Source organism: Streptomyces sp. AHA2, assembly GCF_036857595.1.
Classification (GTDB): domain Bacteria; phylum Actinomycetota; class Actinomycetes; order Streptomycetales; family Streptomycetaceae; genus Streptomyces.
Genome location: NZ_JAUQWJ010000007.1, coordinates 217,190 through 238,120 on the forward strand (window position 1 = coordinate 217,190; position 20,931 = coordinate 238,120).

At 71.5% G+C, this 20,931-nt stretch carries 20 protein-coding genes; 8 read left to right on the plus strand and 12 right to left on the minus strand.

Annotated elements, in window-relative coordinates; all coding sequences use genetic code 11:
• Nucleotides 1-105: 105 nt before the first annotated feature.
• A complete protein-coding gene (locus Q5694_RS17120) occupies nucleotides 106-1,512 on the plus strand; it encodes an ABC transporter ATP-binding protein (protein ID WP_333933927.1) in 1,407 nt (468 codons plus the stop codon).
• Nucleotides 1,509-2,396 (plus strand): ABC transporter permease subunit, encoded by an 888-nt coding sequence (locus Q5694_RS17125; protein WP_333933929.1) that lies wholly within the window; start codon nucleotides 1,509-1,511, stop codon nucleotides 2,394-2,396. Before Q5694_RS17120 ends, Q5694_RS17125 begins: the two co-directional genes overlap by 4 nt.
• A 7-nt stretch (nucleotides 2,397-2,403) precedes the next feature.
• On the opposite strand, the gene Q5694_RS17130 is transcribed toward Q5694_RS17125, so the two are convergent.
• Nucleotides 2,404-2,733, minus strand: a complete 330-nt coding sequence (locus Q5694_RS17130) for an ATP/GTP-binding protein (RefSeq protein WP_333933930.1) — start codon at nucleotides 2,731-2,733, stop codon at nucleotides 2,404-2,406.
• Between the two features lie 301 nt (nucleotides 2,734-3,034).
• On the opposite strand from Q5694_RS17130, the gene Q5694_RS17135 reads away from it, so the two are divergent.
• On the plus strand, nucleotides 3,035-4,063 hold the full coding sequence (locus Q5694_RS17135) for an LLM class flavin-dependent oxidoreductase (protein ID WP_333933931.1): 1,029 nt from the start codon (nucleotides 3,035-3,037) through the stop codon (nucleotides 4,061-4,063).
• Nucleotides 4,064-4,144: 81 nt separating this feature from the next.
• Here Q5694_RS17135 and Q5694_RS17140 read toward each other — a convergent pair whose 3' ends face one another.
• Nucleotides 4,145-4,537: an SCO5389 family protein gene (locus Q5694_RS17140; protein WP_333933932.1), complete on the minus strand. Its 393-nt coding sequence runs from the start codon at nucleotides 4,535-4,537 to the stop codon at nucleotides 4,145-4,147.
• Between the two features lie 251 nt (nucleotides 4,538-4,788).
• On the opposite strand from Q5694_RS17140, the gene nucS reads away from it, so the two are divergent.
• Nucleotides 4,789-5,460: an endonuclease NucS gene (gene nucS / locus Q5694_RS17145; protein ID WP_333933933.1), complete on the plus strand. Its 672-nt coding sequence runs from the start codon at nucleotides 4,789-4,791 to the stop codon at nucleotides 5,458-5,460.
• 85 nt (nucleotides 5,461-5,545) lie between these two features.
• On the opposite strand, the gene Q5694_RS17150 is transcribed toward nucS, so the two are convergent.
• The 3 genes from Q5694_RS17150 to Q5694_RS17160 form a co-directional block, all read right to left on the minus strand.
• Nucleotides 5,546-8,047 carry an ATP-binding protein gene (locus Q5694_RS17150; protein WP_333933934.1) on the minus strand — a complete coding sequence of 834 codons (2,502 nt, stop codon included), beginning with the start codon at nucleotides 8,045-8,047 and terminating at the stop codon, nucleotides 5,546-5,548.
• Between the two features lie 265 nt (nucleotides 8,048-8,312).
• On the minus strand, nucleotides 8,313-8,636 hold the full coding sequence (locus Q5694_RS17155; protein ID WP_030246483.1) for an STAS domain-containing protein: 324 nt from the start codon (nucleotides 8,634-8,636) through the stop codon (nucleotides 8,313-8,315).
• Nucleotides 8,637-8,786: 150 nt separating this feature from the next.
• Complete coding sequence (locus tag Q5694_RS17160; protein WP_333933936.1) at nucleotides 8,787-9,635, minus strand: 3-hydroxyacyl-CoA dehydrogenase family protein; 849 nt, start codon at nucleotides 9,633-9,635, stop codon at nucleotides 8,787-8,789.
• A gap of 679 nt (nucleotides 9,636-10,314) precedes the next feature.
• Here Q5694_RS17160 and Q5694_RS17165 point away from each other — a divergent pair.
• Entirely contained in the window at nucleotides 10,315-10,887 is a 573-nt protein-coding gene (locus tag Q5694_RS17165; RefSeq protein WP_333933937.1) for a cob(I)yrinic acid a,c-diamide adenosyltransferase, read from the plus strand.
• Nucleotides 10,888-10,937: 50 nt separating this feature from the next.
• On the opposite strand, the gene Q5694_RS17170 is transcribed toward Q5694_RS17165, so the two are convergent.
• On the minus strand, nucleotides 10,938-11,126 hold the full coding sequence (locus tag Q5694_RS17170; protein WP_333933938.1) for a DUF5708 family protein: 189 nt from the start codon (nucleotides 11,124-11,126) through the stop codon (nucleotides 10,938-10,940).
• A complete protein-coding gene (locus Q5694_RS17175) occupies nucleotides 11,123-11,701 on the minus strand; it encodes a hypothetical protein (protein WP_333933939.1) in 579 nt (192 codons plus the stop codon). Before Q5694_RS17175 ends, Q5694_RS17170 begins: the two co-directional genes overlap by 4 nt.
• A 152-nt stretch (nucleotides 11,702-11,853) precedes the next feature.
• Between Q5694_RS17175 and Q5694_RS17180 the strand changes: the two genes are divergently transcribed.
• From Q5694_RS17180 to Q5694_RS17190, 3 genes are all read left to right on the plus strand, one after another.
• Nucleotides 11,854-13,047, plus strand: coding sequence for a sensor histidine kinase (locus Q5694_RS17180; protein WP_333933940.1), 1,194 nt, complete (start codon nucleotides 11,854-11,856; stop codon nucleotides 13,045-13,047).
• On the plus strand, nucleotides 13,044-13,685 hold the full coding sequence (locus tag Q5694_RS17185; RefSeq protein WP_333933942.1) for a response regulator transcription factor: 642 nt from the start codon (nucleotides 13,044-13,046) through the stop codon (nucleotides 13,683-13,685). Before Q5694_RS17180 ends, Q5694_RS17185 begins: the two co-directional genes overlap by 4 nt.
• Before the next feature lie 133 nt (nucleotides 13,686-13,818).
• A complete protein-coding gene (locus Q5694_RS17190) occupies nucleotides 13,819-15,642 on the plus strand; it encodes a glycoside hydrolase family 18 chitinase (RefSeq protein WP_333933943.1) in 1,824 nt (607 codons plus the stop codon).
• A gap of 103 nt (nucleotides 15,643-15,745) precedes the next feature.
• Here Q5694_RS17190 and Q5694_RS17195 read toward each other — a convergent pair whose 3' ends face one another.
• From Q5694_RS17195 to atpA, 5 genes are all read right to left on the minus strand, one after another.
• Nucleotides 15,746-16,192, minus strand: a complete 447-nt coding sequence (locus Q5694_RS17195) for a DUF2550 domain-containing protein (protein ID WP_333933944.1) — start codon at nucleotides 16,190-16,192, stop codon at nucleotides 15,746-15,748.
• A gap of 129 nt (nucleotides 16,193-16,321) precedes the next feature.
• Nucleotides 16,322-16,699 (minus strand): F0F1 ATP synthase subunit epsilon, encoded by a 378-nt coding sequence (locus Q5694_RS17200; RefSeq protein ID WP_102908178.1) that lies wholly within the window; start codon nucleotides 16,697-16,699, stop codon nucleotides 16,322-16,324.
• A gap of 132 nt (nucleotides 16,700-16,831) precedes the next feature.
• Nucleotides 16,832-18,280 carry a F0F1 ATP synthase subunit beta gene (gene atpD, locus Q5694_RS17205; RefSeq protein ID WP_333933945.1) on the minus strand — a complete coding sequence of 483 codons (1,449 nt, stop codon included), beginning with the start codon at nucleotides 18,278-18,280 and terminating at the stop codon, nucleotides 16,832-16,834.
• 3 nt (nucleotides 18,281-18,283) lie between these two features.
• Nucleotides 18,284-19,198: a F0F1 ATP synthase subunit gamma gene (locus Q5694_RS17210; RefSeq protein ID WP_333933946.1), complete on the minus strand. Its 915-nt coding sequence runs from the start codon at nucleotides 19,196-19,198 to the stop codon at nucleotides 18,284-18,286.
• 20 nt (nucleotides 19,199-19,218) lie between these two features.
• Nucleotides 19,219-20,808, minus strand: coding sequence for a F0F1 ATP synthase subunit alpha (gene atpA / locus Q5694_RS17215; RefSeq protein ID WP_333933947.1), 1,590 nt, complete (start codon nucleotides 20,806-20,808; stop codon nucleotides 19,219-19,221).
• Nucleotides 20,809-20,931 lie beyond the last annotated feature (123 nt).

Sequence of the window (20,931 nt, forward strand, 5' to 3'; positions counted from 1 at the left end):
GGCTTTTTACCCGCTCTTGGGTGGAACCGTCAGCGCCTCGATATCCTCCTAACCCTTACGGGGGCGTGTGCCCCGCTGTCCTGAACCTTGCGATGGGTGCGGAGCATGATCGAAGCAGTCGGCCTGACGAAGCGCTACGGCGACAAGACCGCTGTGTACAACCTTTCCTTCCAGGTGCGGCCCGGAGCCGTGACCGGCTTCCTCGGGCCGAACGGCTCCGGCAAGTCGACGACCATGCGCATGATCCTCGGTCTGGACAACCCGACGGCCGGACACGTGACGATCGGCGGCTTCCCCTACCGCAGGCTGCCCAACGCGGCCCGGCACGTCGGCGCGCTGCTGGACGCCAAGGCGGTGCACGGCGGCCGCTCCGCCCGCAACCACCTGCTGTCCCTGGCCCAGCTCTCCGGCATCCCGGCCCGGCGGGTCGACGAGGTGCTCGGGGTGGTCGGCCTGCAGGACGTGGCCAAGCGGCGGTCCAAGGGCTTCTCCCTCGGCATGGGACAGCGGCTCGGCATCGCCGCGGCGCTGCTCGGCGACCCGCAGGTGCTGCTCTTCGACGAGCCGGTCAACGGTCTCGACCCGGAGGGCATCCTCTGGGTGCGCAACCTGATGAAGGCCCTGGCCGCCGAGGGCCGCACGGTCTTCGTCTCCTCCCACCTGATGAGCGAGATGGCGCTGACCGCCGACCACCTCATCGTCATCGGCCGCGGCCAACTGCTCGCCGACATGAGCGTCACGGCCTTCATCTCGGCGAACTCGGCCGACTTCGCCCGGGTGCGCACGCCCGACAGCGAGCCGCAGCAGCGCGAGAAGCTCTCGGCCGCGCTCACCGAGTCGGGCGGCCACGTGCTGCCGGAGCAGGACGGCGCGCTGCGCGTGACCGGGTTGCCGCTCCCCCGCATCAGCGACATCGCGCACGAGCACGACGTACGCCTGTGGGAGCTGTCGCCGCACCAGGCGTCCCTGGAGGAGGCGTACATGCGGATGACGCAGGGCGCCGTGGACTACCGCTCGACCACCGACCAGAAGGAAGGCCTCCAGCAGCCGCTGCCGCCCGGCACGCAGCCGCCCATGCCCGTCCCCGGCCAGGGCCAGCCCGGCTGGTACGCCCCGCCGCCGCCCCAGCAGGGCGTCCCGGTCCCCTCCGGCCCGTACGGCACGCCGCAGGGCGTCTCCGCCCCGGGCACGCCCAACCCGTACGCCCAGCCCGCGCCGCAGGGCTTCGCCCCCGCGGGCCAGGCCCCGGCCGCGGGCGCGCCGGCCGCGCCCCTGACCCCGCCGGCCTCCGCGAGCCGGGCTCCCTCCGCAGGCGCCCCGTCCGCGCCCCCGGCCCCCGAGGCGCCCGCCCGGCCCGGTCCGCAGGACGCCGTGGCCCGGGCTTCCTCGGACGGCTCGTCGGCGGCCCCGGCCCCCGCGCCCGCCGCCGGGGAACCGGCCGGCCCGCCCGCCGCGGCCGCGCCGGCCGCCGCTCCGACCACCGACCTGACCAAGCCCGAGGACGCCCGATGAGCAGCCCCCAGCCCCAGATGCCGCAGGCCGCGCCCGCCTGGCACGCGGCGCCCGGCACGCCGTTCCCCGCCGGCCCGGCGGAACCCGGCTACACCTCGCCGATCCCGGTCGTCCGCACCCACCTCGGGCACGCCGTCGCCTCCGAGTGGACGAAGATCAGGTCGGTGCGTTCCACCCTGTGGACGCTCGGCGTGTTCGTGCTGCTCGTCGTCGGCATCGGCACGCTGACCGGTGTGGTCGTGGCCGGGTCCGATCCGGCCCTGAGCGGCGAGAGCCCGCTCGGCCTGGGCTTCTTCGGGGTGCTCCTCGGCAGCATGTGCGTCATCACGCTGGGCGTGCTGACCACCGCCTCGGAGTACGGCACCGGCATGATCCGCACCACGATGGTCGCCTGCCCGAGCCGCGGCCGGGTGCTGGCGGCCAAGGGGGTGGTGTTCTTCGCGGTCGCCTTCGTGGTGACGCTGGTCTCGGCGTCCCTGGTGGCCTTCCTGCACGTGGCGATGTTGGAGGGCGACGGCGCCCGGACCCCCACCGGCGGCGAGTGGCTCAAGGCCACCGTCGGCATCGCGGCCTACGTCGCCCTGCTGGGTCTGCTCTCGCTGGCCGTCGGGTCGATCGTCCGCCACTCGGCCGGTGCCATCACCATCATGATCGGCGCCGTGCTCGCCCCGCTGGTGATCGCCCTGTTCATGTTCTCGGAGTCGCTGCAGGGAGTGCGTGACGCCCTGTTCGAGTACTCGATCCCGAACCAGCTCAGCGTCTTCTACGCCAACTCCCTCAGCTCGTCCGGCCCGTCCGGCTGGGACCCGCTGTGGATCATGCTGGGCGCCACGGCCGTCGCGTTCGCGGCCGCCTTCGCGCTGCTGGAGAAGCGGGACGTGTGAGCCCGGATCAGAACTTCGGCGCGTTACGGGACCGCTGCACCCCCGGGGTGCGGCGGTCCCGCGCGTTCCAGCAGGCCTTGTGCCAGTGCCGGCGGTCGTCGACGCCCGCGTGCTCGGACCAGGCCACCACGTGCGGCACCCCGTCCGGGATCAGCTGGTCGCAGCCCGGGCAGCGGTAGGACTTGCCCCGCGCGCTCGCGCCGGCCACGTGGCGCACGCTCCAGCTCTCGCCCCGCCAGTCCTCGCAGGACTGCCAGCCGCCGTAGCGGCCGCCGTCGTCCTCGGAGGTCCGGCCGGACGCTCCGGCGCCCTTGGGTCGGTTGCGACGCGGGGACACGGGACACCTCTCGGGGCTATACAGGAAGCACGGGCCGCGTCCAGCCTACGCGGCGCGAGGGCGGGTGGGCGTACGGCAGCCGTCGCCGCAAGTCCCCCGGCGGACGCGCCGGGCCGCACTCCGGGATCCGCCGCGGAACCGCTGCCGGCGACCCCGCGGAACCGCTCCGGGGCATCCGGCGGAGCCGCCCGTTCGGCAGACAATCCGCAAAACACTCCGCCCGGCCGTGTCCTCGGCACGTGTCGGACGGTTATGCGCTGTGGGGGAGCTCCGCGTCGGAGCCGAGGAAGCAGGAAAAGCAATGCGCGTTGGAAGTTTCGTGCTGGGGGCCCGGTTCCCCGGCCAGGGCGAGGGAGAGGCGCTGCACCGCGCGGTCCGCTCGGCCGAGGTGGCCGAGGAGGCCGGGCTCGACACGGTCTGGCTGGCCGAGCACCACTTCGTGCCGTACGGCACCTGCCCGTCGGCCGTCACCCTGGCCGCCCTGCTGCTGGGCCGCACCCGCCGCATCCGGGTCGGCACGGCGGTCAGCGTCCTGCCCACCGCCCACCCCGTGGCCCTGGGCGAGCAGGCGGCGCTGCTGCACCACACGAGCGGCGGCCGCTTCACCCTCGGTGTCGGCCGCGGCGGTCCGTGGATCGACCTGGAGGTCTTCGGCGCGGGCCTGGACGCCTACGAATCGGGTTTTCCGGAGTCGCTGGACGTCCTCGTGCGCTGGCTGCGCGAGCCGTCCGTGTCGGCCGACGGCGAGCGTTTCCGCTTCCGCGAAGTCCCGGTCGTGCCCCGGCCGTCGGAGGCCCTGACCGAGGTGGCGGGGCCGGAGCTGGTCGTCGCGTGCACCTCGCCGAAGACGGTGCGGCTGGCGGCCGAGCGCGCTCTGCCCATGCTGCTCGGCATGCACGTGGGCGACGAGGAGAAGGCCGAGATGGTCGCGCTGTGGCGGCGGCACGCGCGGGAGAGCGGCAGGCCGGCCGAGGAGATCCTCGCCGCGCCGCATGTGTCGGCCGGTGTCTGCCAGATCGCGGACCGCCGGGAGGACGCGGCGGAGACACTGCTGAAGGCGATGCCGGGCTGGCTGAAGCAGGGCCTGGAGGCGCACGTCACGGTCGACGGGCGCACCCGCCGGATGCGCGACCCCCTGGCGTACACGGAACTGCTCTGCGGCCTGCACCCGGTGGGTACCCCGCGGCTGTGCGCGGACCGGCTCGCGGCCACCAGTGAGCGGACGGGCATCTCCCGCTTCGCTCTCCTGGTCGAGGGCTCCGGCGACCTGGCCGCGACGGAGGAGAACGTACGGCGGCTGGGGGCCGAGGTGCTCCCCCAACTCGTCTGAAAGCACGGTGGATCCCTGGGGCTTGCCGCTCCGGTACAAAAAATGCACCTCCCGCGTACGGAGCGGCAAGCGAACGGCGCGTCAGCAGTCCCGGAACTCGGGAGACTGGTTGAGCACCTGACTGCGGACCGAGGTGAAGCGCGTCAGCTTCTCGTCGACCGAGGAGTCAAGCGGGAACACGGCCACCCGGTGGCAGTTCTGGAAGGCCAGCCGCACACCGAAGTGGCGCTGCAGCGCGCCGCGTATCGCGTCACTCGCCAGCGCGCGCAGCAGCTGGCCGCGCGCCTGCTCGTCCGGCGGAGGCGTCTGGTTGTCGGCGAACGCACCGCCGTCCACCTTCAGCTGGGCCACCAGTGAGCTGATCATCTCCCACGCGAAGGGCAGGGAGGTCCGGACGCAGTCGACGAATTCCGCTTCGTCGACCTCGCCTCGCTCGGCCTGTTCGAGTAGGGCCGGTGAGACGTCGAGCGACATGAGTTCTCCTCTCGCACCCCCAACCAGCGGGGGTTGCCTGACAGATGAGGGAGCTCGCGATCCAGACACGCTGCGTACACACATCGCGACCTCCCGCTCATACGGTAAGCACCGGAGAGGAACGGCACCAGGAAAATGCGCAGATGAGACACTCTCAGTGAGCACATCCTGCACACAATCGGCCATTACCGAACATGCGTTTTCCAGGGCGAATCGCGTCGACAGGGGCCCGTCGAGTAGCGTTGCCGACCATGCGTCTCGTCATTGCCCGCTGCTCCGTGGACTACGCCGGGCGGCTCACCGCCCACCTTCCCTCGGCCCCGCGCCTGATCCTGGTGAAGGCGGACGGCAGCGTCTCGATCCACGCCGACGACCGGGCCTACAAGCCCCTGAACTGGATGTCGCCGCCCTGCACCCTGAAGGAGGGCACCGGCGAGGAGGAGGGCGTCTGGACCGTCGTCAACAAGGCGGGCGAGAAGCTCATCATCACGATGGAGGAGGTCCTCCACGACTCCTCGCACGAACTGGGCGTCGATCCGGGCCTGATCAAGGACGGCGTGGAAGCGCACCTCCAGGAGCTGCTGGCCGACCGTATCGAGACACTCGGCGAGGGCTACACGCTGATCCGCCGCGAGTACCCGACGGCCATCGGCCCGGTGGACATCCTGTGCCGGGACGCCGACGGCGGGACGGTCGCGGTCGAGATCAAGCGGCGCGGTGAGATCGACGGCGTGGAGCAGCTCACGCGGTACCTGGAGCTGCTGAACCGCGACCCCCACCTCGCCCCCGTGCGCGGTGTGTTCGCCGCCCAGGAGATCAAGCCCCAGGCCCGCGTCCTCGCCACCGACCGGGGCATCGGCTGCCAGGTCCTCGACTACGACGCGCTGCGCGGCATCGAGGACGACAAGCTGCGGCTGTTCTGACCGCACATCCCCTGCGCACGTCGCACGACGACGATCAGGGCCGGGTCCGAGGGACGGACCCGGCCCTGCCGTGTGCCCGGGGGTGTCAGATCACCGACGGGGAGCCGCCCGGCGCACCGCTGCCGCTCGCCGGTGCGCTCATCGTGCTCGCGGGCGCACTGGAGGCCGGACCGCTCGCCGAGTTCGAGGTGGAGGGCGAGGACGGCGGCGGGTCGGACGTCGGCGGCTCGGACGTGGGCGGCTCGGAGGTCGGAGGCTGCGACGTCGGCGGCTTCGACGACGTCGGCGGCTTCGACGACGTGGGCGGCCTGGAACTGGCCGGCGGCTTCGATGACGTGGGCGGCTTGGAACTGGCCGGCGGCTTCGACGCGGAAGCGGAACCGCTGGGATCCGGCGATCCGCTCGGGCCGTTCGTCGGCGTGGGGTCGTCCGCGGTGCCGAGCGTGCCGTCGGGGCCCGGGTCGGTCGGACGGCTCACGGCCGGCTGGGTGTCGCCGTTGCCCTCGTCGGCCGGGCGGTCGGCGCCCAGGCTGCCGTCGCTCACGTCCTGGCTGGCGGACGGGTCGACGCCCACCCGGTCCGACGGCCTGCCGGGGTCGTTGTCGGAGGTGGCGCCGAGCGTCACGACCGTGCCGAGGACGGCGACGAGCAGCGCACCGGCACCGGCGGCCACGAGGTTGCGCCGGGCCAGCCCGCCCAGCCCGCCCCGGGCCTTGCGCGAGGGTGCGGGTGTGCTGCGGTGGGCGGCGAGCGCCGGCGAGGTGGGGGGCTGGAGCGTCGGGAAGGCCGCGGGGGCAGCGCCCGCCGGGGACGCCGGCGCTTCCTGACGGGCCTCGGGCACCTCGTCCGCCGCGGTCGGCCCAAGGCTGATCGGGGTGCCGGAGCGGTCGGCGACCAGGGCGAGGGCACGGCGTCCGGCGACGGTGCCGCGCTTGTCGGCGAGGGCCCCGCGCAGGCCGATGGAGGCCTCCAGTTCGGCACGGGCCCGGTCGAGCCCGCCCTCGCACAGGGCGAGGATGCCGAGCTCGTGGTGGAAGTAGGCCTCCTCGGCGACGTCCCCGGCGAGCCGGGCCGCCTCGGCGCCGGAGCGCAGGCTGCGCTCCCAGGCGTTCCAGTGCAGTCCGGCGGCGAAGGCGGGGGCGGCGGTGCGGGCCAGGTGCACGGCCGCGCTCTCCTCGTCCTCGGCGGGCGGCCGGGCGGCCGGTCCGAGGACGGCCAGGGCGGCGAGGACCGCGTCGGCCTCGGCACACACCCGCTCGGGGGTGACCGAGGGGTGCCCGGCCCACCAGGAGTAGTGCTGGGCGGCGCTGCGGGCGGCGGCCTCGGCCTCGTCGCCGTACCCGGCGGCCTCCAGTTGCGCCTGCACGCCCGCGGCGAGGCGGTAGCGGGAGCCGACCGGGGAGACGAGGCCGCAGGCGGCCAGTTCGCCGAGGGCGGCGTCGGCGTGGGTGTCGCCGACCAGGGCGGGCAGGTGCGCCTGGTGCGGTATCTCACCGCCGAGGGCGACGGCGAAGCGCAGGGTGGCGCGGGCGGAGGCGCTCAGCCGGGCGGCGAGCAGCGGCGCGGGCGCGGCGGCCTCGCCGAGCGACGGCAGCGGTACGTCGTCCCCGTCGGCCGGGTCGAGGGAGGCGGACGGGGGCGCGTCCTCGAAGACGCCGAACTCGTCGACGGCGCCGGTGCCGGCGCGCAGCCGGTCGCGCTGGCGGAGCAGGGCGCCGGCCTGGGCGAAGCGCAGGGGCAGTCCCTCCGACTCGAACCAGAGGTCGCCCGCCCAGTTGGACTCCTCCTCGGTGAGGGGCCGGCCGACGGCGCGCTCCAGCAGCTCGAGACCGTCGGCGCGGTCCAGGCCGCCGAGGAGTACCTCCTCCACGCCGGAGTCCGCCGAGGGGGCCGGAACGTCCGGGGTGGCGCCGAACAGGAAGGCGCACTCGGGGGTCGCCTCCAGCAGCTCGTCGAGGGCGGCCCCGCCGAACTCGAGGTCGTCCAGGACGACGACGGCGCCGATCTCACGCACGTGGGCGAGCAGTGTCTCCCGGTCCGGGCGGTGCAGGGGGGCGCTGTACACGGCGCGGAAGAGGTCGTTCAGCAGATCGCCAGGGGCGCGGCCGAAGCCGCTGAGGCGGACGACGCCGTCGGGGGCGAGGTCGGAGCAGTCCTCGGCGACGAGGTCGAGCAGACGGGTGCGGCCACAGCCGCCGGGGCCGGTGAGCCGGACGGAGCGGCCGCGGGCCAGGAGGCGGACCAGTTGCTCGCGCTCGTCCTGGCGGGCCAGCAGCGGCAGGTCGGGCTGCGCGGGGCCGGGCGGCACGGGCGGCCGGGACGCGCGTTCGGCCTCGGCGCGCTCGGCGGCGGTGAGCTTCACGGGAGCGGCGGGCCGCTCGGCGGGCGGGCAGACTTCTATCTCGCTGCCGTCGACGGGGTTGACGGTCAGCAGGAAGTCGCCCGAGACGAGCTGCACGGTGCGCGCCAGCGCCGGTGCGTGCTGCCCGAAGTCGGAGGTGAGGGGTTCCCTGGGAGGGCGCTGGCGCGGCGTCTCGCCGTCGCCGTCGTGGCCGTACTCCTCGGGTCCCCGGTTGTCAGGGTCCATAGGTCATGCCCCCCAGAGGCGTGTGTGTGCTCGGAAAAGCCCCTCCCGGCCTTGCTGCACACCGCGCTGTCGCTTCTGGTCCGGGCCCGCTCGAAGGGTGCAGTGCAGCGGGCAGCCAGACCTTAAACCTTCGCACAGTATCTACGACAGTCCGGGGTGCCGCTCCGTCCGTAACGTCACGGTGTCGTGAGGATTGTGCGCGGCGCGCGGTGGGACGCTGTGGGACCGGGTCTCCCCGGTCGCCCGGTTCACACCCGGAGGGGCGTCACACGCGGGGCAGTGTCTCCACCCCGATGCCGCCCTCGATCGCGAGGATCCGGTGCAGGCGGGTGGCGACGAGCAGGCGCTGCATCTGCGGTGGCACGCCTCGCAGCACCAGGCGCCGGCCGCAGCGGCCGGCTCGCCGGTGGGCCCCCATGATGACGCCGAGTCCGGTGGCGTCCCAGGAGTCGAGTTCGGACAGGTCGAGCACGAGGTCACCGACTCCGTCGTCGACGGCCGAGTGCAGAACCGTACGGGCGTCCGCCGCGCTGCGGACGTCGAGGCGGCCCCCGACGACCAGCTCGGCGTGGTCGCCCCTGATGTACATATGCGCTCCCGGTGCGTGCGAATCGTGCTCCGCGTTCTGGTTCTGGGTGATGCAACCTCTGACTGCGTGGAGGAGTCAGAGGTTGCTTCTTGTAAGCGAACCGATACCGAATTCACCCCGAGGAGTGATCCCCTCGGGGCGTGTGCGGTTTCAGTGCTTGTAGAAGCCCTGCCCGCTCTTGCGGCCGATGTCACCGGCGTCAACCATCCGGCGCATCGACTCCGGGGCGGCGAACTTCTCGTCCTGCGACTCGGTGTAGATGTTGTTCGTGGCGTGCAGCAGGATGTCGACGCCCGTCAGGTCCGCCGTGGCCAGCGGGCCCATGGCGTGGCCGAAGCCCAGCTTGCAGGCGAGGTCGATGTCCTCGGCGCTGGCCACGCCGGACTCCTGCAGCTTGGCGGCCTCGACGACCAGGGCGCAGATGAGGCGGGTCGTGACGAACCCGGCGACGTCGCGGTTGACGACGATGCAGGTCTTGCCGACCGACTCGGCGAACTCCCGCGCGGTGGCGAGGGTTTCGTCGCTGGTCTTGTAGCCGCGGACCAGTTCGCACAGCTGCATCATCGGCACCGGCGAGAAGAAGTGCGTGCCGACCACCCGCTCGGGACGCTCCGTCGCGGCCGCGATCTTGGTGATCGGGATGGCGGAGGTGTTGGAGGCGAGGATCGCCCCGTCCTTCACGATCTTGTCGAGCGCGCGGAAGATCTCGTGCTTGACCTCGAGCTTCTCGAACACGGCCTCGACGACGACGTCCGCGTCGGCGGCGGCGTCCAGGTCGGTGGTGGCAGTGATGCGGGCCAGGGCGGCGTCGGCGTCGTGCGCCTCCATCTTCCCCTTGGCGACGAACTTGTCGTACGACGCCTTGATGCCGTCGGTGCCGCGCTTGAGCGCCTCGTCGGTGACGTCACGCAGGACCACCTCCCAGCCCGCCTGCGCGGAGACCTGAGCGATGCCGGATCCCATGAGGCCGGCTCCGATGACGGCGAGCTTCCGTGCCACTGTGCGACTCCCCTGACGCGCTGTTCATGTCTGCCTCTCCGGCGGACATTAGCGGTCGTGAGGTCCCGTGTGACCAGTAAGTAATGCGCGTCACGTCTCACATGACGGACATCACACCGGGAGGGGTCAGACGGCGCCCCGGACGGCGTAGTTGAGCACCTTCTCGCTCAACAGGCCCTCGATGCCGTCGAGGAACCCGGGCCTGCCCCGGAACACTTCGTCCGGGTTGCGCCCCTGGTACGTCTCGCGGCCGATCGAGGCGAAGAAGGCGCCGTGGATCCGGCGACCTGACCGGCGATCAGCCCCGGCAGCGGGTCGCCGGCACCGGCCCGGGTCTCCTCGCGCAGGGTCGCCTCCAGGTCCTCCTGGACCTCCTGGACCTCCTGCCGGATGCGCCACAGCCGCGAGCGCAACGGCGGCGTCCGTCGATGCAGCGCAGGAAGCGGTCGTGACCCTCGATGCGGCCCATCCGCGGGGGGCGGCCTCGACTCTCGCACCCGACGGGAGAGCCGGTCGGCCGACCGGGGCCCGGTGGACCCGGTGCGGGACACCCACGCCGGCGGCCGGGCCACGGCCGACACGCTGTACGGCGTCCTGGGGGCCCTCGGTCGCACCGCGCTGTCCGTGACGGTGGGCACAGGCGGGTTCCGATCCGCCGGAGCGTAACTACGCTGGCCGCATGGTCAATCTGACGCGCATCTACACCAGGACCGGTGACCAGGGCACGACCGCCCTCGGCGACATGAGCCGGGTCGCCAAAACGGACCTGCGGATCTCGGCGTACGCCGACGCCAACGAGGCGAACGCCGTGATCGGCACGGCGATCGCGCTGGGCGGTCTGGACGAGGAGGTCGTCAAGGTCCTCACCCGCGTGCAGAACGACCTGTTCGACGTGGGTGCGGACCTGTCGACGCCGGTGGTGGAGAACCCCGGGTTCCCGCCGCTGCGGGTCGAGCAGTCCTACATCGACAAGCTGGAGGCGGACTGCGACCGGTTCCTTGAGGGCCTGGAGAAGCTCCGCTCCTTCATCCTCCCCGGCGGCACCCCCGGCGCGGCCCTGCTCCACCAGGCCTGCACGGTGGTCCGCCGGGCGGAGCGCTCCACCTGGGCCGCCCTGGAAACACACGGCGACGCGATGAATCCCCTCACCGCCACCTACCTCAACCGCCTCTCCGACCTCCTGTTCATCCTCGCGAGGACGGCGAACAAGGAGCGCGGCGACGTCCTGTGGGTGCCGGGCGGGGAGCGCTAGAAGCGCCGGGGAGGGGTCGGGGGACCCCGGGGCCGGCCGGCAGGAGGCGCTCAGGCTCTCCGGCGCGCCCCCTGCCACACCCCCGCGACGGCCTGCGCGGCGCCCACGCCCATCATCACCACCCCCACCTTCGTGAGGGTCACCAGCGGCACCTCCACGTCACCGGCGAACTGCCACAGTGCCAGGCCCGCCACGAAGGTGGCGGCACCCTCCAGCAGGTTCCCGCGCGCCCGGCTCATCGGCGCACCCCCTCCTTCTCCGCCGTCACCCCGGTCTCCCCCGCGGGAGCCCTCCGCGGCCAGACCGCATAGCTCAGCGCGATCAGGCCGTGGATGCCCGCGGCGCGCCAGGCGGCGTAGCGCCAGCTCTCCAGGGACGTGACGCGGGCCGGGTCGCCGACGTACCAGATGGCCAGTTGCAGCAGTCCGGTCGCCACGGCGGCGCCGACCAGCGTGCCCGTCCAGACCCTGCCCTCGTGACGGGCCCGGGCCATGCCGTACCGCGGCGGCCTGCGGGGCGGCGGGGCGCCGCCGAACCGGTGGGCCGCGTGGCCGTCCAGCCACTTCACCGTGCGGTGGCCGTGGCCGACGGTGTAGCCGATGTACAGCGCGGCCAGCCCGTGCGTCCAGTTCGGGTCCGCGCCGTTCCTCAGGTCCACCGCGGTGGCGACCAGCAGGACGACCTCCAGCAGTGGCTCGCACAGCAGCAGGGCCAGTCCCGTACGCGGCATGCGCAGCAGGTAGCGGAAGGCCAGTCCGGCCGCCAGCAGCACCCAGAAGCCGATCTCACAGGCGGCGATCAAGGCGACGATCACGGTTCGCTCCTCTCGGTCACCCTTCCAGACTCCCGGCCACCAGGGCCGGAATCGTCGTCGCCACTGACGAAGCCGCGGTACATCGAAAGATGCAGTCGGGGACCCTCCGCGGGGATCAGGCGCCGCGCCACGCGGCCGTGTTGGATGGGGACATGGCCGTACGACCGACCCTCCCCAGCCGCTTCGACGTCTCCCTGGCGCTGGGCAGCCTGCTCGGCGGACTGCTGCTGTGGGGGCTCGGGCTGGGCATCCGGCCGCACACCGAGCCGTACGTGCTGCTTCCGGGACGCTGGCCGGTCCTGCTGCCGCTGGTCGTCATGGCGGGCTGCGAGCTGCTGCGCCGGACCGCCCCGCGCACGGCCCTGCTGATCGGCACGCCCGCGATCGTCCTGGACACCGTCACCCAGGGCAACCTGGTGACGATCCTGATGTACACCGACCTGATGTACGCGGCCGTGCTGTACGGACCCCCCGCCTCGGCGCACCGGATCCCGCGGATCACCGGGCTGCTCACCGTGGCCGGGGCGGTCGTGCCGTTCGCGCTCTGGCGCGAGCCCGAGGCGCTGCTGATCGGCGTGGTCACCGGCCTGGTCGCCTTCGGGCCCGCCTCCACCGGGCTGATCGTGCGCAACCACCGCGAGGCCGCCGACGCGGCCCGGCTGCGGGCCGAGCAGACCGCCCTGCTCGCCGAGATGGACCGCGCCCAGGCGGTCACCGCCGAGCGGGCCCGCATGGCCCGCGAACTGCACGACATGGTCGCCAACCACCTCTCCGCGATCGCCATCCACTCCACGGCCGCCCTGTCCCTGCAGGACCCCAGGACCTCCCAGGAGGCTCTGGTGGTCATCCGCGAGAACAGTGTCGAAGGGCTGGCGGAGATGCGGCGGCTCATCGGGATCCTCCGCGACTCCAGCGGCGACACCGAACCGGTCGCCGCCCCCACCCTGGACGGACTCGGCGCCCTGGTCGAGACCGCCCGCACCAACGGTCTCGACGTCCACCTGGACGCGGCCCCCGGAACCGTCCCCGCACCGGTCGGACTCGCCGCCTACCGCATCGTCCAGGAGTCCCTGACCAACGCCCTCAAGCACGCCGGCCCCGGCCGGGTCACCGTCCGCCTGGCCAGGTGCGACGGGTCGCTGGCCGTCACCGTCACCAGCCCCCACGGCGACCGGGCGGGGCCGGGCGCCCCCGGGTCGGGCGCGGGCCTGGTGGGCATGCGCGAACGCGCCGCCCTGCTGGACGGCACCTTCCGGGTCGGCCCCGAGGACTCGCCGGACGGCAGAATCTGGGCCGTCCGCGCCACTCTGCCCGTCAGCGACACCGCCGAAGGAGACACCGCATGATCCGCGTCCTGGTCGCCGAGGACCAGTCCGCCGTCCGCGCCGGCCTGGTGCTCATCCTGCGCAGCGCCCCCGACATCGAGGTGGCCGGCGAGGCGGCGGACGGCGAACAGGCGGTGGAACTGGCCCGGGAGCTGCGGCCGGACGTGGTGCTGATGGACGTTCAGATGCCGCTTCTGGACGGGGTGTCGGCGACCCGGCGGATCGTCGCGGACCGGCTCGCGGACGTGCTCGTACTGACCACCTTCGACCTGGACGAGTACGTCTTCGGGGCGCTGCGCGCCGGCGCCTCCGGTTTCCTGCTGAAGAACACCGAGGCCAGGGACCTGCTGGAGGCGGTGCGGACCGTCGCGCGCGGGGAGGGACTGATCGCGCCCGCGGTCACCCGGCGGCTCATCGCGGAGTTCGCCGCGAAGCCCGCCCGGGAGCCCACGGCCGATCCGGCGGTGCTGGAGCGGCTGACCCGGCGCGAGCGCGAAGTACTGTCCTGCCTCGGTGAGGGCCTGTCGAACGCGGGCATCGCCGCGCGCCTCGACATGGCCGAGGCGACCGTGAAGACGCACGTCAGCCGCCTGCTGGCCAAGCTGGAGCTGCGCAGTCGGGTGCAAGCGGCGGTGCTCGCGCAGGAGTTGGGGATCTGATCCGGCACGGATCGGCACAGGTCGTGGTGGTCCAGACCTATTGACCGGTGGTCCAGACCTTTCTATTCTCACCGCACCATGAGTGGCGTGAGGCTCAGTCACGCCCCCCACAACTCCATCGAGGAGGCGCAGCATGCGCTTCAGACACAGAGCCGCGGCAGGGTTCGCGACCCTGTTGCTCCCCTTCGCCGGCCTCGTCGGCCTGGCGAGCCCGGCCCAGGCGGCCACGTCCGCCACCGCCACCTACGCCAAGACCCAGGACTGGGGCTCCGGCTTCGAGGGCAAGTGGACGGTGAAGAACACCGGCACCACCACCATCAGCTCCTGGACCGTCGAGTGGGACTTCCCCTCCGGCACGTCCGTCACCTCCTCCTGGGACGCCGACGTCACCTCCTCCGGCACCCACTGGACCGCGAAGAACAAGTCCTGGAACGGCAGCCTCGCTCCCGGCGCCACCGTCTCCTTCGGCTTCAACGGCTCCGGCTCCGGCTCCCCCGCCAACTGCAAGCTCAACGGCGGCAGTTGCGACGGCAGCACCGGCGAGCCCGGGGACAGCGCGCCGAGCGCCCCCGGCACGCCCACCGCCTCCGGCATCACCGACACCTCGGTGAAGCTGACCTGGTCCGCCGCCACCGACGACAAGGGCGTCAAGAACTACGACGTCCTGCGCGACGGCGCGAAGGTCGCCACGGTCACGACGACCTCGTACACGGACACCGGCCTCACCAAGGGCACGGACTACTCCTACTCCATCCAGGCACGTGACACCGCCGACCAGACCGGCCCGGTCAGCGGCGCCGTACGGGTCCGCACCACCGGCGGCACCACCGAGCCGCCGCCCGGCGACAAGGTCAAGCTCGGCTACTTCACCGAGTGGGGCGTCTACGGCCGCAACTACCACGTCAAGAACCTCGTGACGTCGGGCACCGCGTCGAAGATCACTCACATCAACTACGCGTTCGGCAACGTCAAGAACGGTCAGTGCACCGTCGACGACACCTACGCCGCGTACGACAAGGCGTACACCGCCGACCAGTCCGTCAGCGGCACCGCCGACACCTGGGACCAGCCGCTGCGCGGCAACTTCAACCAGCTGCGTCAGCTGAAGGCCAAGTACCCGCACATCAAGGTGCTGTACTCCTTCGGCGGCTGGACCTACTCCGGCGGCTTCGGCCAGGCCGCGCAGAACGCCGCCGCGTTCGCCAAGTCCTGCAAGGCCGTCGTGGAGGACCCGCGCTGGGCCGACGTCTTCGACGGCATCGACATCGACTGGGAGTACCCGAACGCCTGCGGCCTGACCTGCGACACGTCCGGTCCGGCGGCCTTCAAGAACCTCTCCCAGGCCCTGCGCAACGAGTTCGGCCCGAACTACCTGGTCACCGCGGCCATCACCGCCGACGGCTCCTCCGGCGGCAAGATCGACGCGGCCGACTACGGCGGCGCCGCCCAGTACCTCGACTGGTACAACGTGATGACCTACGACTACTTCGGCGCCTTCGACAAGGACGGCCCGACCGCCCCGCACTCCCCGCTCACCTCGTACCCGGGGATCCCGCAGGACGGCTTCAACTCGGCCGACGCCATCGCCAAGCTCAAGGCGAAGGGCGTCCCCGCCAAGAAGCTGCTGCTCGGCATCGGCTTCTACGGCCGCGGCTGGACCGGCGTCACCCAGTCCGCCCCGGGCGGCTCGGCGACCGGCGCGGCCCCGGGCACGTACGAGGCCGGCATCGAGGACTACAAGATCCTCAAGAACTCCTGCCCGGTGACCGGCACCATCGCCGGCACGGCGTACGCCCACTGCGGCAGCAACTGGTGGTCGTACGACACCCCGTCGACCATCGCCGGCAAGATGAGCTGGGCCAAGAACCAGGGCCTGGGCGGCGCGTTCTTCTGGGAGTTCAGCGGCGACACCGCCAACGGAGAACTGGCGACCGCCATCGACAGCGGCCTGAAGTAGGCCGGACCGGAGAAACGTTCGAGGGGTCGTAGACCCTGGGCGACATTGACGCTCTCCCCCGGACTTCGTCCGGGGGAGAGCCCCACCCAGCGGGTGGACGTGGCTACGCCACGTTCACCCGCTGTCCGGGCGGGGCTGCCTCGAGCCACGCGAGGAAACCGGTCAGCGCGTCTTCGCTCATCGCGAGTTCCAGGCGCGTGCCCCGGTGCAGACAGGCCAGGATCACGTGGTCGGAGAGCAGCGCCAGCTCCTCCTCGCCCTCCGGGAGCCGGCGGCCGGCGACCTCGATCGCGGACCGCTCCAGGATGCGGCGCGGACGCGGCGAGTACGAGAAGACCCGGTACCACTCGACGCGGTCGCCGTTGTACCGGGCCACTCCGTACGCCCAGCCCTTGCCGTTGCTGTCACCCCCGGCGGGGGCGTCCCAGCGCAGACTGGCGTCGAAGGTGCCGCCCGAGCGCTGGATCAGCCGGCGGCGCAGACCGAAGACGAACAGGCCCACCACCACGAGGGCCACCACGATTCCGCACACAGTCAGAGCGAGGACCATCGACACCGACCTCCTCGTCTCCTAGGTAACGGAACGTAAAAACACCCACATCCGCCTCAGCCGCGGCCGGGTCCGGATCTCTCCGGTACCCAGCCGCGGCTGAGTGACGTCATCACACGGCGAGCGCGGTCAGCGCGCCGCCGTGGCAGCCCGCAGACGGACGTCCGCGCGGCGCCGGGCCTCCGCGTCGTCCTCCGCCTTCGCGCGCTCCAGCTCCTGCTCGGCCCGCTGGACATCGATCTCGTCCGACAGCTCGGCGACTTCGGCCAGCAACGAGAGCTTGTCGTCCGCGAACGAGATGAACCCGCCGTGGACCGCGGCGACGACCGTCCCGCCCTCGCTCGTGCGGATGGTCACCGGGCCCGACTCCAGCACACCGAGCAGCGGCTGGTGACCGGGCATGACGCCGATGTCGCCGGACGTGGTGCGCGCGACGACCAGGGTGGCCTGGCCGGACCAGACCTCACGGTCGGCCGCGACCAGCGCGACGTGCAGCTCAGCAGCCAAGGGTGGCTCCTCGGGTCACCACCCGGCGGGAGTGCCGGGTGTTGGTTACAAGTCTAATGGGCGTGACGAAGGGGGCGGGACGTTCCCCGCCCCCTCCGGCTGTGAGCACGAGGCTCACATCGAGCGCGAGGCTCAGGAGACGCCGAGCTCCTTCGCGTTCTTCTTCAGGTCCTCGAGACCACCGCACATGAAGAACGCCTGCTCCGGGAAGTGGTCGTACTCGCCGTCGCAGATCGCGTTGAACGCGGCGATCGACTCGTCCAGCGGCACGTCCGAACCGTCCACGCCGGTGAACTGCTTGGCGGCGTGGGTGTTCTGGGACAGGAAGCGCTCCACGCGACGGGCACGGTGGACGACGAGCTTGTCCTCCTCGCCGAGCTCGTCGATACCGAGGATCGCGATGATGTCCTGCAGGTCCTTGTACTTCTGCAGGATGTTCTTCACGCGCATCGCGGCGTTGTAGTGATCCGCCGAGATGTACCGCGGGTCGAGGATGCGGGACGTCGAGTCCAGCGGGTCCACGGCCGGGTAGATGCCCTTCTCGGAGATCGGACGGGACAGCACCGTCGTCGCGTCGAGGTGGGCGAAGGTGGTGGCCGGGGCCGGGTCGGTCAGGTCGTCCGCGGGGACGTAGATCGCCTGCATCGAGGTGATCGAGTGACCACGGGTCGAGGTGATGCGCTCCTGCAGGAGACCCATCTCGTCGGCCAGGTTCGGCTGGTAGCCCACCGCGGAGGGCATACGGCCGAGCAGGGTCGACACCTCGGAACCGGCCTGGGTGAAGCGGAAGATGTTGTCGATGAAGAACAGCACGTCCTGCTTCTGGACGTCGCGGAAGTACTCCGCCATCGTCAGACCGGCCAGGGCCACGCGCAGACGGGTGCCCGGGGGCTCGTCCATCTGGCCGAAGACCAGAGCGGTCTTGTCCAGAACGCCGGACTCTTCCATCTCCGCGATGAGGTCGTTGCCCTCACGGGTGCGCTCGCCGACGCCCGCGAAGACGGAGACGCCCTCGTGGAGGTTGGCGACACGCATGATCATTTCCTGGATCAGCACGGTCTTGCCGACACCGGCGCCACCGAACAGACCGATCTTGCCGCCCTTGACGTACGGGGTCAGCAGGTCGACGACCTTCAGGCCCGTCTCGAACATCTCGGTCTTCGACTCGAGCTGGTCGAACGCGGGGGCCTTGCGGTGGATGGACCAGCGCTCGCCCGTGTGGACCTCGTCGCTGTTCAGCACCTCACCGAGGGTGTTGAACACCTTGCCCTTGGTGAAGTCGCCGACGGGGACGGTGATGCCCGCACCGGTATCGGTCACCGGGGCCTGGCGGACCAGACCGTCGGTGGGCTGCATCGAGATCGCGCGGACCAGGCCGTCGCCCAGGTGCTGCGCGACCTCCAGGGTCAGCGTCTTCTTCTCGCCCGCGAGCGCCGGGTCGGCGACCTCGACGTGCAGGGCGTTGTAGATCTCCGGCATCGCGTCGACGGGGAACTCCACGTCGACGACCGGGCCGATGACCCGCGCGACGCGGCCAGTGGCCACGCCAGCAGGAGCGGTCGGCTCAACAGTGGTGGTCATTTGTCAGTCACTCCCCGCGGTCGCGTCGGCCAGGGCACTGGCGCCACCGACGATCTCGCTGATTTCCTGGGTGATTTCGGCCTGGCGGGCCTGGTTGGCAAGCCGGGTGAGCGTCTCGATGAGCTCGCCGGCGTTGTCGGTGGCCGACTTCATCGCGCGCCGCGTGGCGGCGTGCTTGGAGGCGGCCGACTGGAGCAGCGCGTTGTAGATGCGGCTCTCCACGTAGCGCGGCAGCAGGGCGTCCAGGACGTCCTCCGCCGAGGGCTCGAAGTCGAACAGCGGGAGGATCTCGCCCTTGGGCTTGGCCTCCGCCGCCACTTCGTCGAGGCTGAGCGGCAGCAGCCGGTCCTCGATCGCCGTCTGCGTCATCATCGACACGAACTCGGTGTAGACGATGTGGAGCTCGTCCACGCCGCCCTCGGCCGTCTCCGTCTCGATGGCCTCGATCAGCGGGGCCGCGACCTTCTTGGCGTCCGCGTACGACGGCTCGTCGGTGAAGCCCGTGAACGTCTCCGCGATCTTGCGCTCGCGGAAGTTGTAGTGGGCGACACCGCGGCGGCCGACGATGTAGTTGACGACCTCCTTGCCCTCCGACTCCAGCTTCGCCGTCAGCCTCTCCGCCGCCTTGATGGCGTTGGCGTTGAAGGCGCCGGCCAGACCGCGGTCGCTCGTGAGGAGCAGGACCGCGGCACGGGTCGGGTTCTCCGCCTCCGTCGTCAGCGGGTGCTTGGTGTTAGAGCCGGTGGCGACCGCCGTGACCGCGCGGGTGAGCTCGGTCGCGTACGGGGTGGAGGCCGCCACCTTGCGCTGCGCCTTGACGACGCGCGAGGCGGCGATCATCTCCATCGCCTTGGTGATCTTCTTGGTCGCGGAGACGGATCGGATGCGACGCTTGTAGACCCGGAGCTGGGCTCCCATGAGTCAGGTCCCTTCCGTCGTCACTTGCCGGCAGCCGGGGCGTCCTCGCCGAGCAGCTTGCCGTCGGAGGTCTCGAACTGCTTCTTGAACTCCGCGATGGCGTCCGCCACGGCCTGCAGGGTGTCGTCGGACATCTTGCCGCCCTCGCGGATGGAGGTCATCAGACCCTGCTCCTTGCGGTGCAGGTAGTCCAGGAGCTCCGACTCGAAGCGGCGGATGTCGGCGACGGGGACGTCGTCCATCTTGCCGGTGGTGCCGGCCCAGACGGAGACGACCTGGTCCTCGGTGGCCATCGGCTGGTACTGCGGCTGCTTCAGCAGCTCGACCATGCGCTGACCGCGCTCGAGCGAGGCCTTGGACGCGGCGTCCAGGTCGGAACCGAAGGCGGCGAACGCCTCCAGCTCACGGAACTGGGCGAGGTCCACGCGCAGTCGGCCGGAGACCTGCTTCATCGCCTTGTGCTGCGCGGAACCACCGACTCGGGAGACGGAGATACCGACGTTCAGCGCGGGGCGCTGACCGGCGTTGAACAGGTCCGACTCCAGGAAGCACTGGCCGTCGGTGATGGAGATGACGTTGGTCGGGATGAACGCCGAGACGTCGTTGGCCTTGGTCTCGACGATCGGCAGACCGGTCATCGAACCCGCGCCCATCTCGTCGGAGAGCTTGGCGCAGCGCTCCAGCAGGCGGGAGTGCAGGTAGAAGACGTCACCCGGGTAGGCCTCACGGCCCGGCGGGCGGCGCAGCAGCAGCGACACGGCGCGGTAGGCGTCGGCCTGCTTCGACAGGTCGTCGAAGATGATCAGGACGTGCTTGCCCTGGTACATCCAGTGCTGGCCGATGGCCGAACCGGTGTACGGCGCCAGGTACTTGAAGCCGGCCGGGTCGGACGCCGGGGCGGCGACGATGGTCGTGTACTCCAGCGCGCCGGCCTCCTCCAGAGCGCCGCGCACGCCGGCGATGGTGGAGCCCTTCTGGCCGATGGCGACGTAGATGCAGCGGACCTGCTTGTTCGGGTCGCCGGTACGCCAGTTGTCACGCTGGTTGATGATGGTGTCGACGGCCAGAGCGGTCTTGCCGGTCTGGCGGTCACCGATGATCAGCTGGCGCTGGCCGCGGCCGATCGGGGTCATCGCGTCGACGGCCTTGTAGCCCGTCTCCATCGGCTCGTGCACCGACTTGCGGACCATGACGCCCGGGGCCTGCAGCTCCAGGGCGCGACGGTCTTCGGTCGCGATCTCGCCGAGGCCGTCGATCGGGTTGCCGAGGGGGTCCACCACGCGGCCGAGGTAGCCCTCGCCCACCGCGACGGAGAGAACCTCACCGGTGCGGGAGACCGGCTGACCCTCCTCGACGCCGCTGAACTCGCCGAGGACGATGGCACCGATCTCGCGCTCCTCGAGGTTGAGGGCGAGGCCGAGGGTGCCGTCCTCGAACTTCAGCAGCTCGTTGGCCATGGTCGAGGGCAGGCCCTCGACCTTCGCGATGCCGTCGCCGGCAAAGGTGACCGTACCGACCTCCTCGCGCGAGGCCGCGTCCGGCTTGTACGCCTGGACGAAGTTCTCCAGCGCGTCCCGGATCTCCTCCGGCCGGATCGTGAGCTCCGCCATCTGGGTTCCCTGCTCTCCTTGTTGGGCCCGAAGTTTCTTAGGGGGTCTGGGGGCGACCCCCAGGATTCTTCTGCACGGCCCAACCAGGGCCGTCGTAAGTACGTTGTGCCTATTGAGTTGCTG

Coding starts and splice junctions, on each gene's coding strand:
- Q5694_RS17120 (WP_333933927.1), top strand. CDS start 106: ATGATCGAAGCAGTCGGCCTGACGAAGCGCTACGGCGACAAGACCGCT.
- Q5694_RS17125 (WP_333933929.1), top strand. CDS start 1,509: ATGAGCAGCCCCCAGCCCCAGATGCCGCAGGCCGCGCCCGCCTGGCAC.
- Q5694_RS17135 (WP_333933931.1), top strand. CDS start 3,035: ATGCGCGTTGGAAGTTTCGTGCTGGGGGCCCGGTTCCCCGGCCAGGGC.
- Q5694_RS17140 (WP_333933932.1), bottom strand. CDS start 4,537: ATGTCGCTCGACGTCTCACCGGCCCTACTCGAACAGGCCGAGCGAGGC.
- nucS (WP_333933933.1), top strand. CDS start 4,789: ATGCGTCTCGTCATTGCCCGCTGCTCCGTGGACTACGCCGGGCGGCTC.
- Q5694_RS17150 (WP_333933934.1), bottom strand. CDS start 8,047: ATGGACCCTGACAACCGGGGACCCGAGGAGTACGGCCACGACGGCGAC.
- Q5694_RS17155 (WP_030246483.1), bottom strand. CDS start 8,636: ATGTACATCAGGGGCGACCACGCCGAGCTGGTCGTCGGGGGCCGCCTC.
- Q5694_RS17165 (WP_333933937.1), top strand. CDS start 10,315: ATGGTCAATCTGACGCGCATCTACACCAGGACCGGTGACCAGGGCACG.
- Q5694_RS17170 (WP_333933938.1), bottom strand. CDS start 11,126: ATGAGCCGGGCGCGCGGGAACCTGCTGGAGGGTGCCGCCACCTTCGTG.
- Q5694_RS17180 (WP_333933940.1), top strand. CDS start 11,854: ATGGCCGTACGACCGACCCTCCCCAGCCGCTTCGACGTCTCCCTGGCG.
- Q5694_RS17185 (WP_333933942.1), top strand. CDS start 13,044: ATGATCCGCGTCCTGGTCGCCGAGGACCAGTCCGCCGTCCGCGCCGGC.
- Q5694_RS17190 (WP_333933943.1), top strand. CDS start 13,819: ATGCGCTTCAGACACAGAGCCGCGGCAGGGTTCGCGACCCTGTTGCTC.
- Q5694_RS17195 (WP_333933944.1), bottom strand. CDS start 16,192: ATGGTCCTCGCTCTGACTGTGTGCGGAATCGTGGTGGCCCTCGTGGTG.
- atpD (WP_333933945.1), bottom strand. CDS start 18,280: ATGACCACCACTGTTGAGCCGACCGCTCCTGCTGGCGTGGCCACTGGC.
- Q5694_RS17210 (WP_333933946.1), bottom strand. CDS start 19,198: ATGGGAGCCCAGCTCCGGGTCTACAAGCGTCGCATCCGATCCGTCTCC.
- atpA (WP_333933947.1), bottom strand. CDS start 20,808: ATGGCGGAGCTCACGATCCGGCCGGAGGAGATCCGGGACGCGCTGGAG.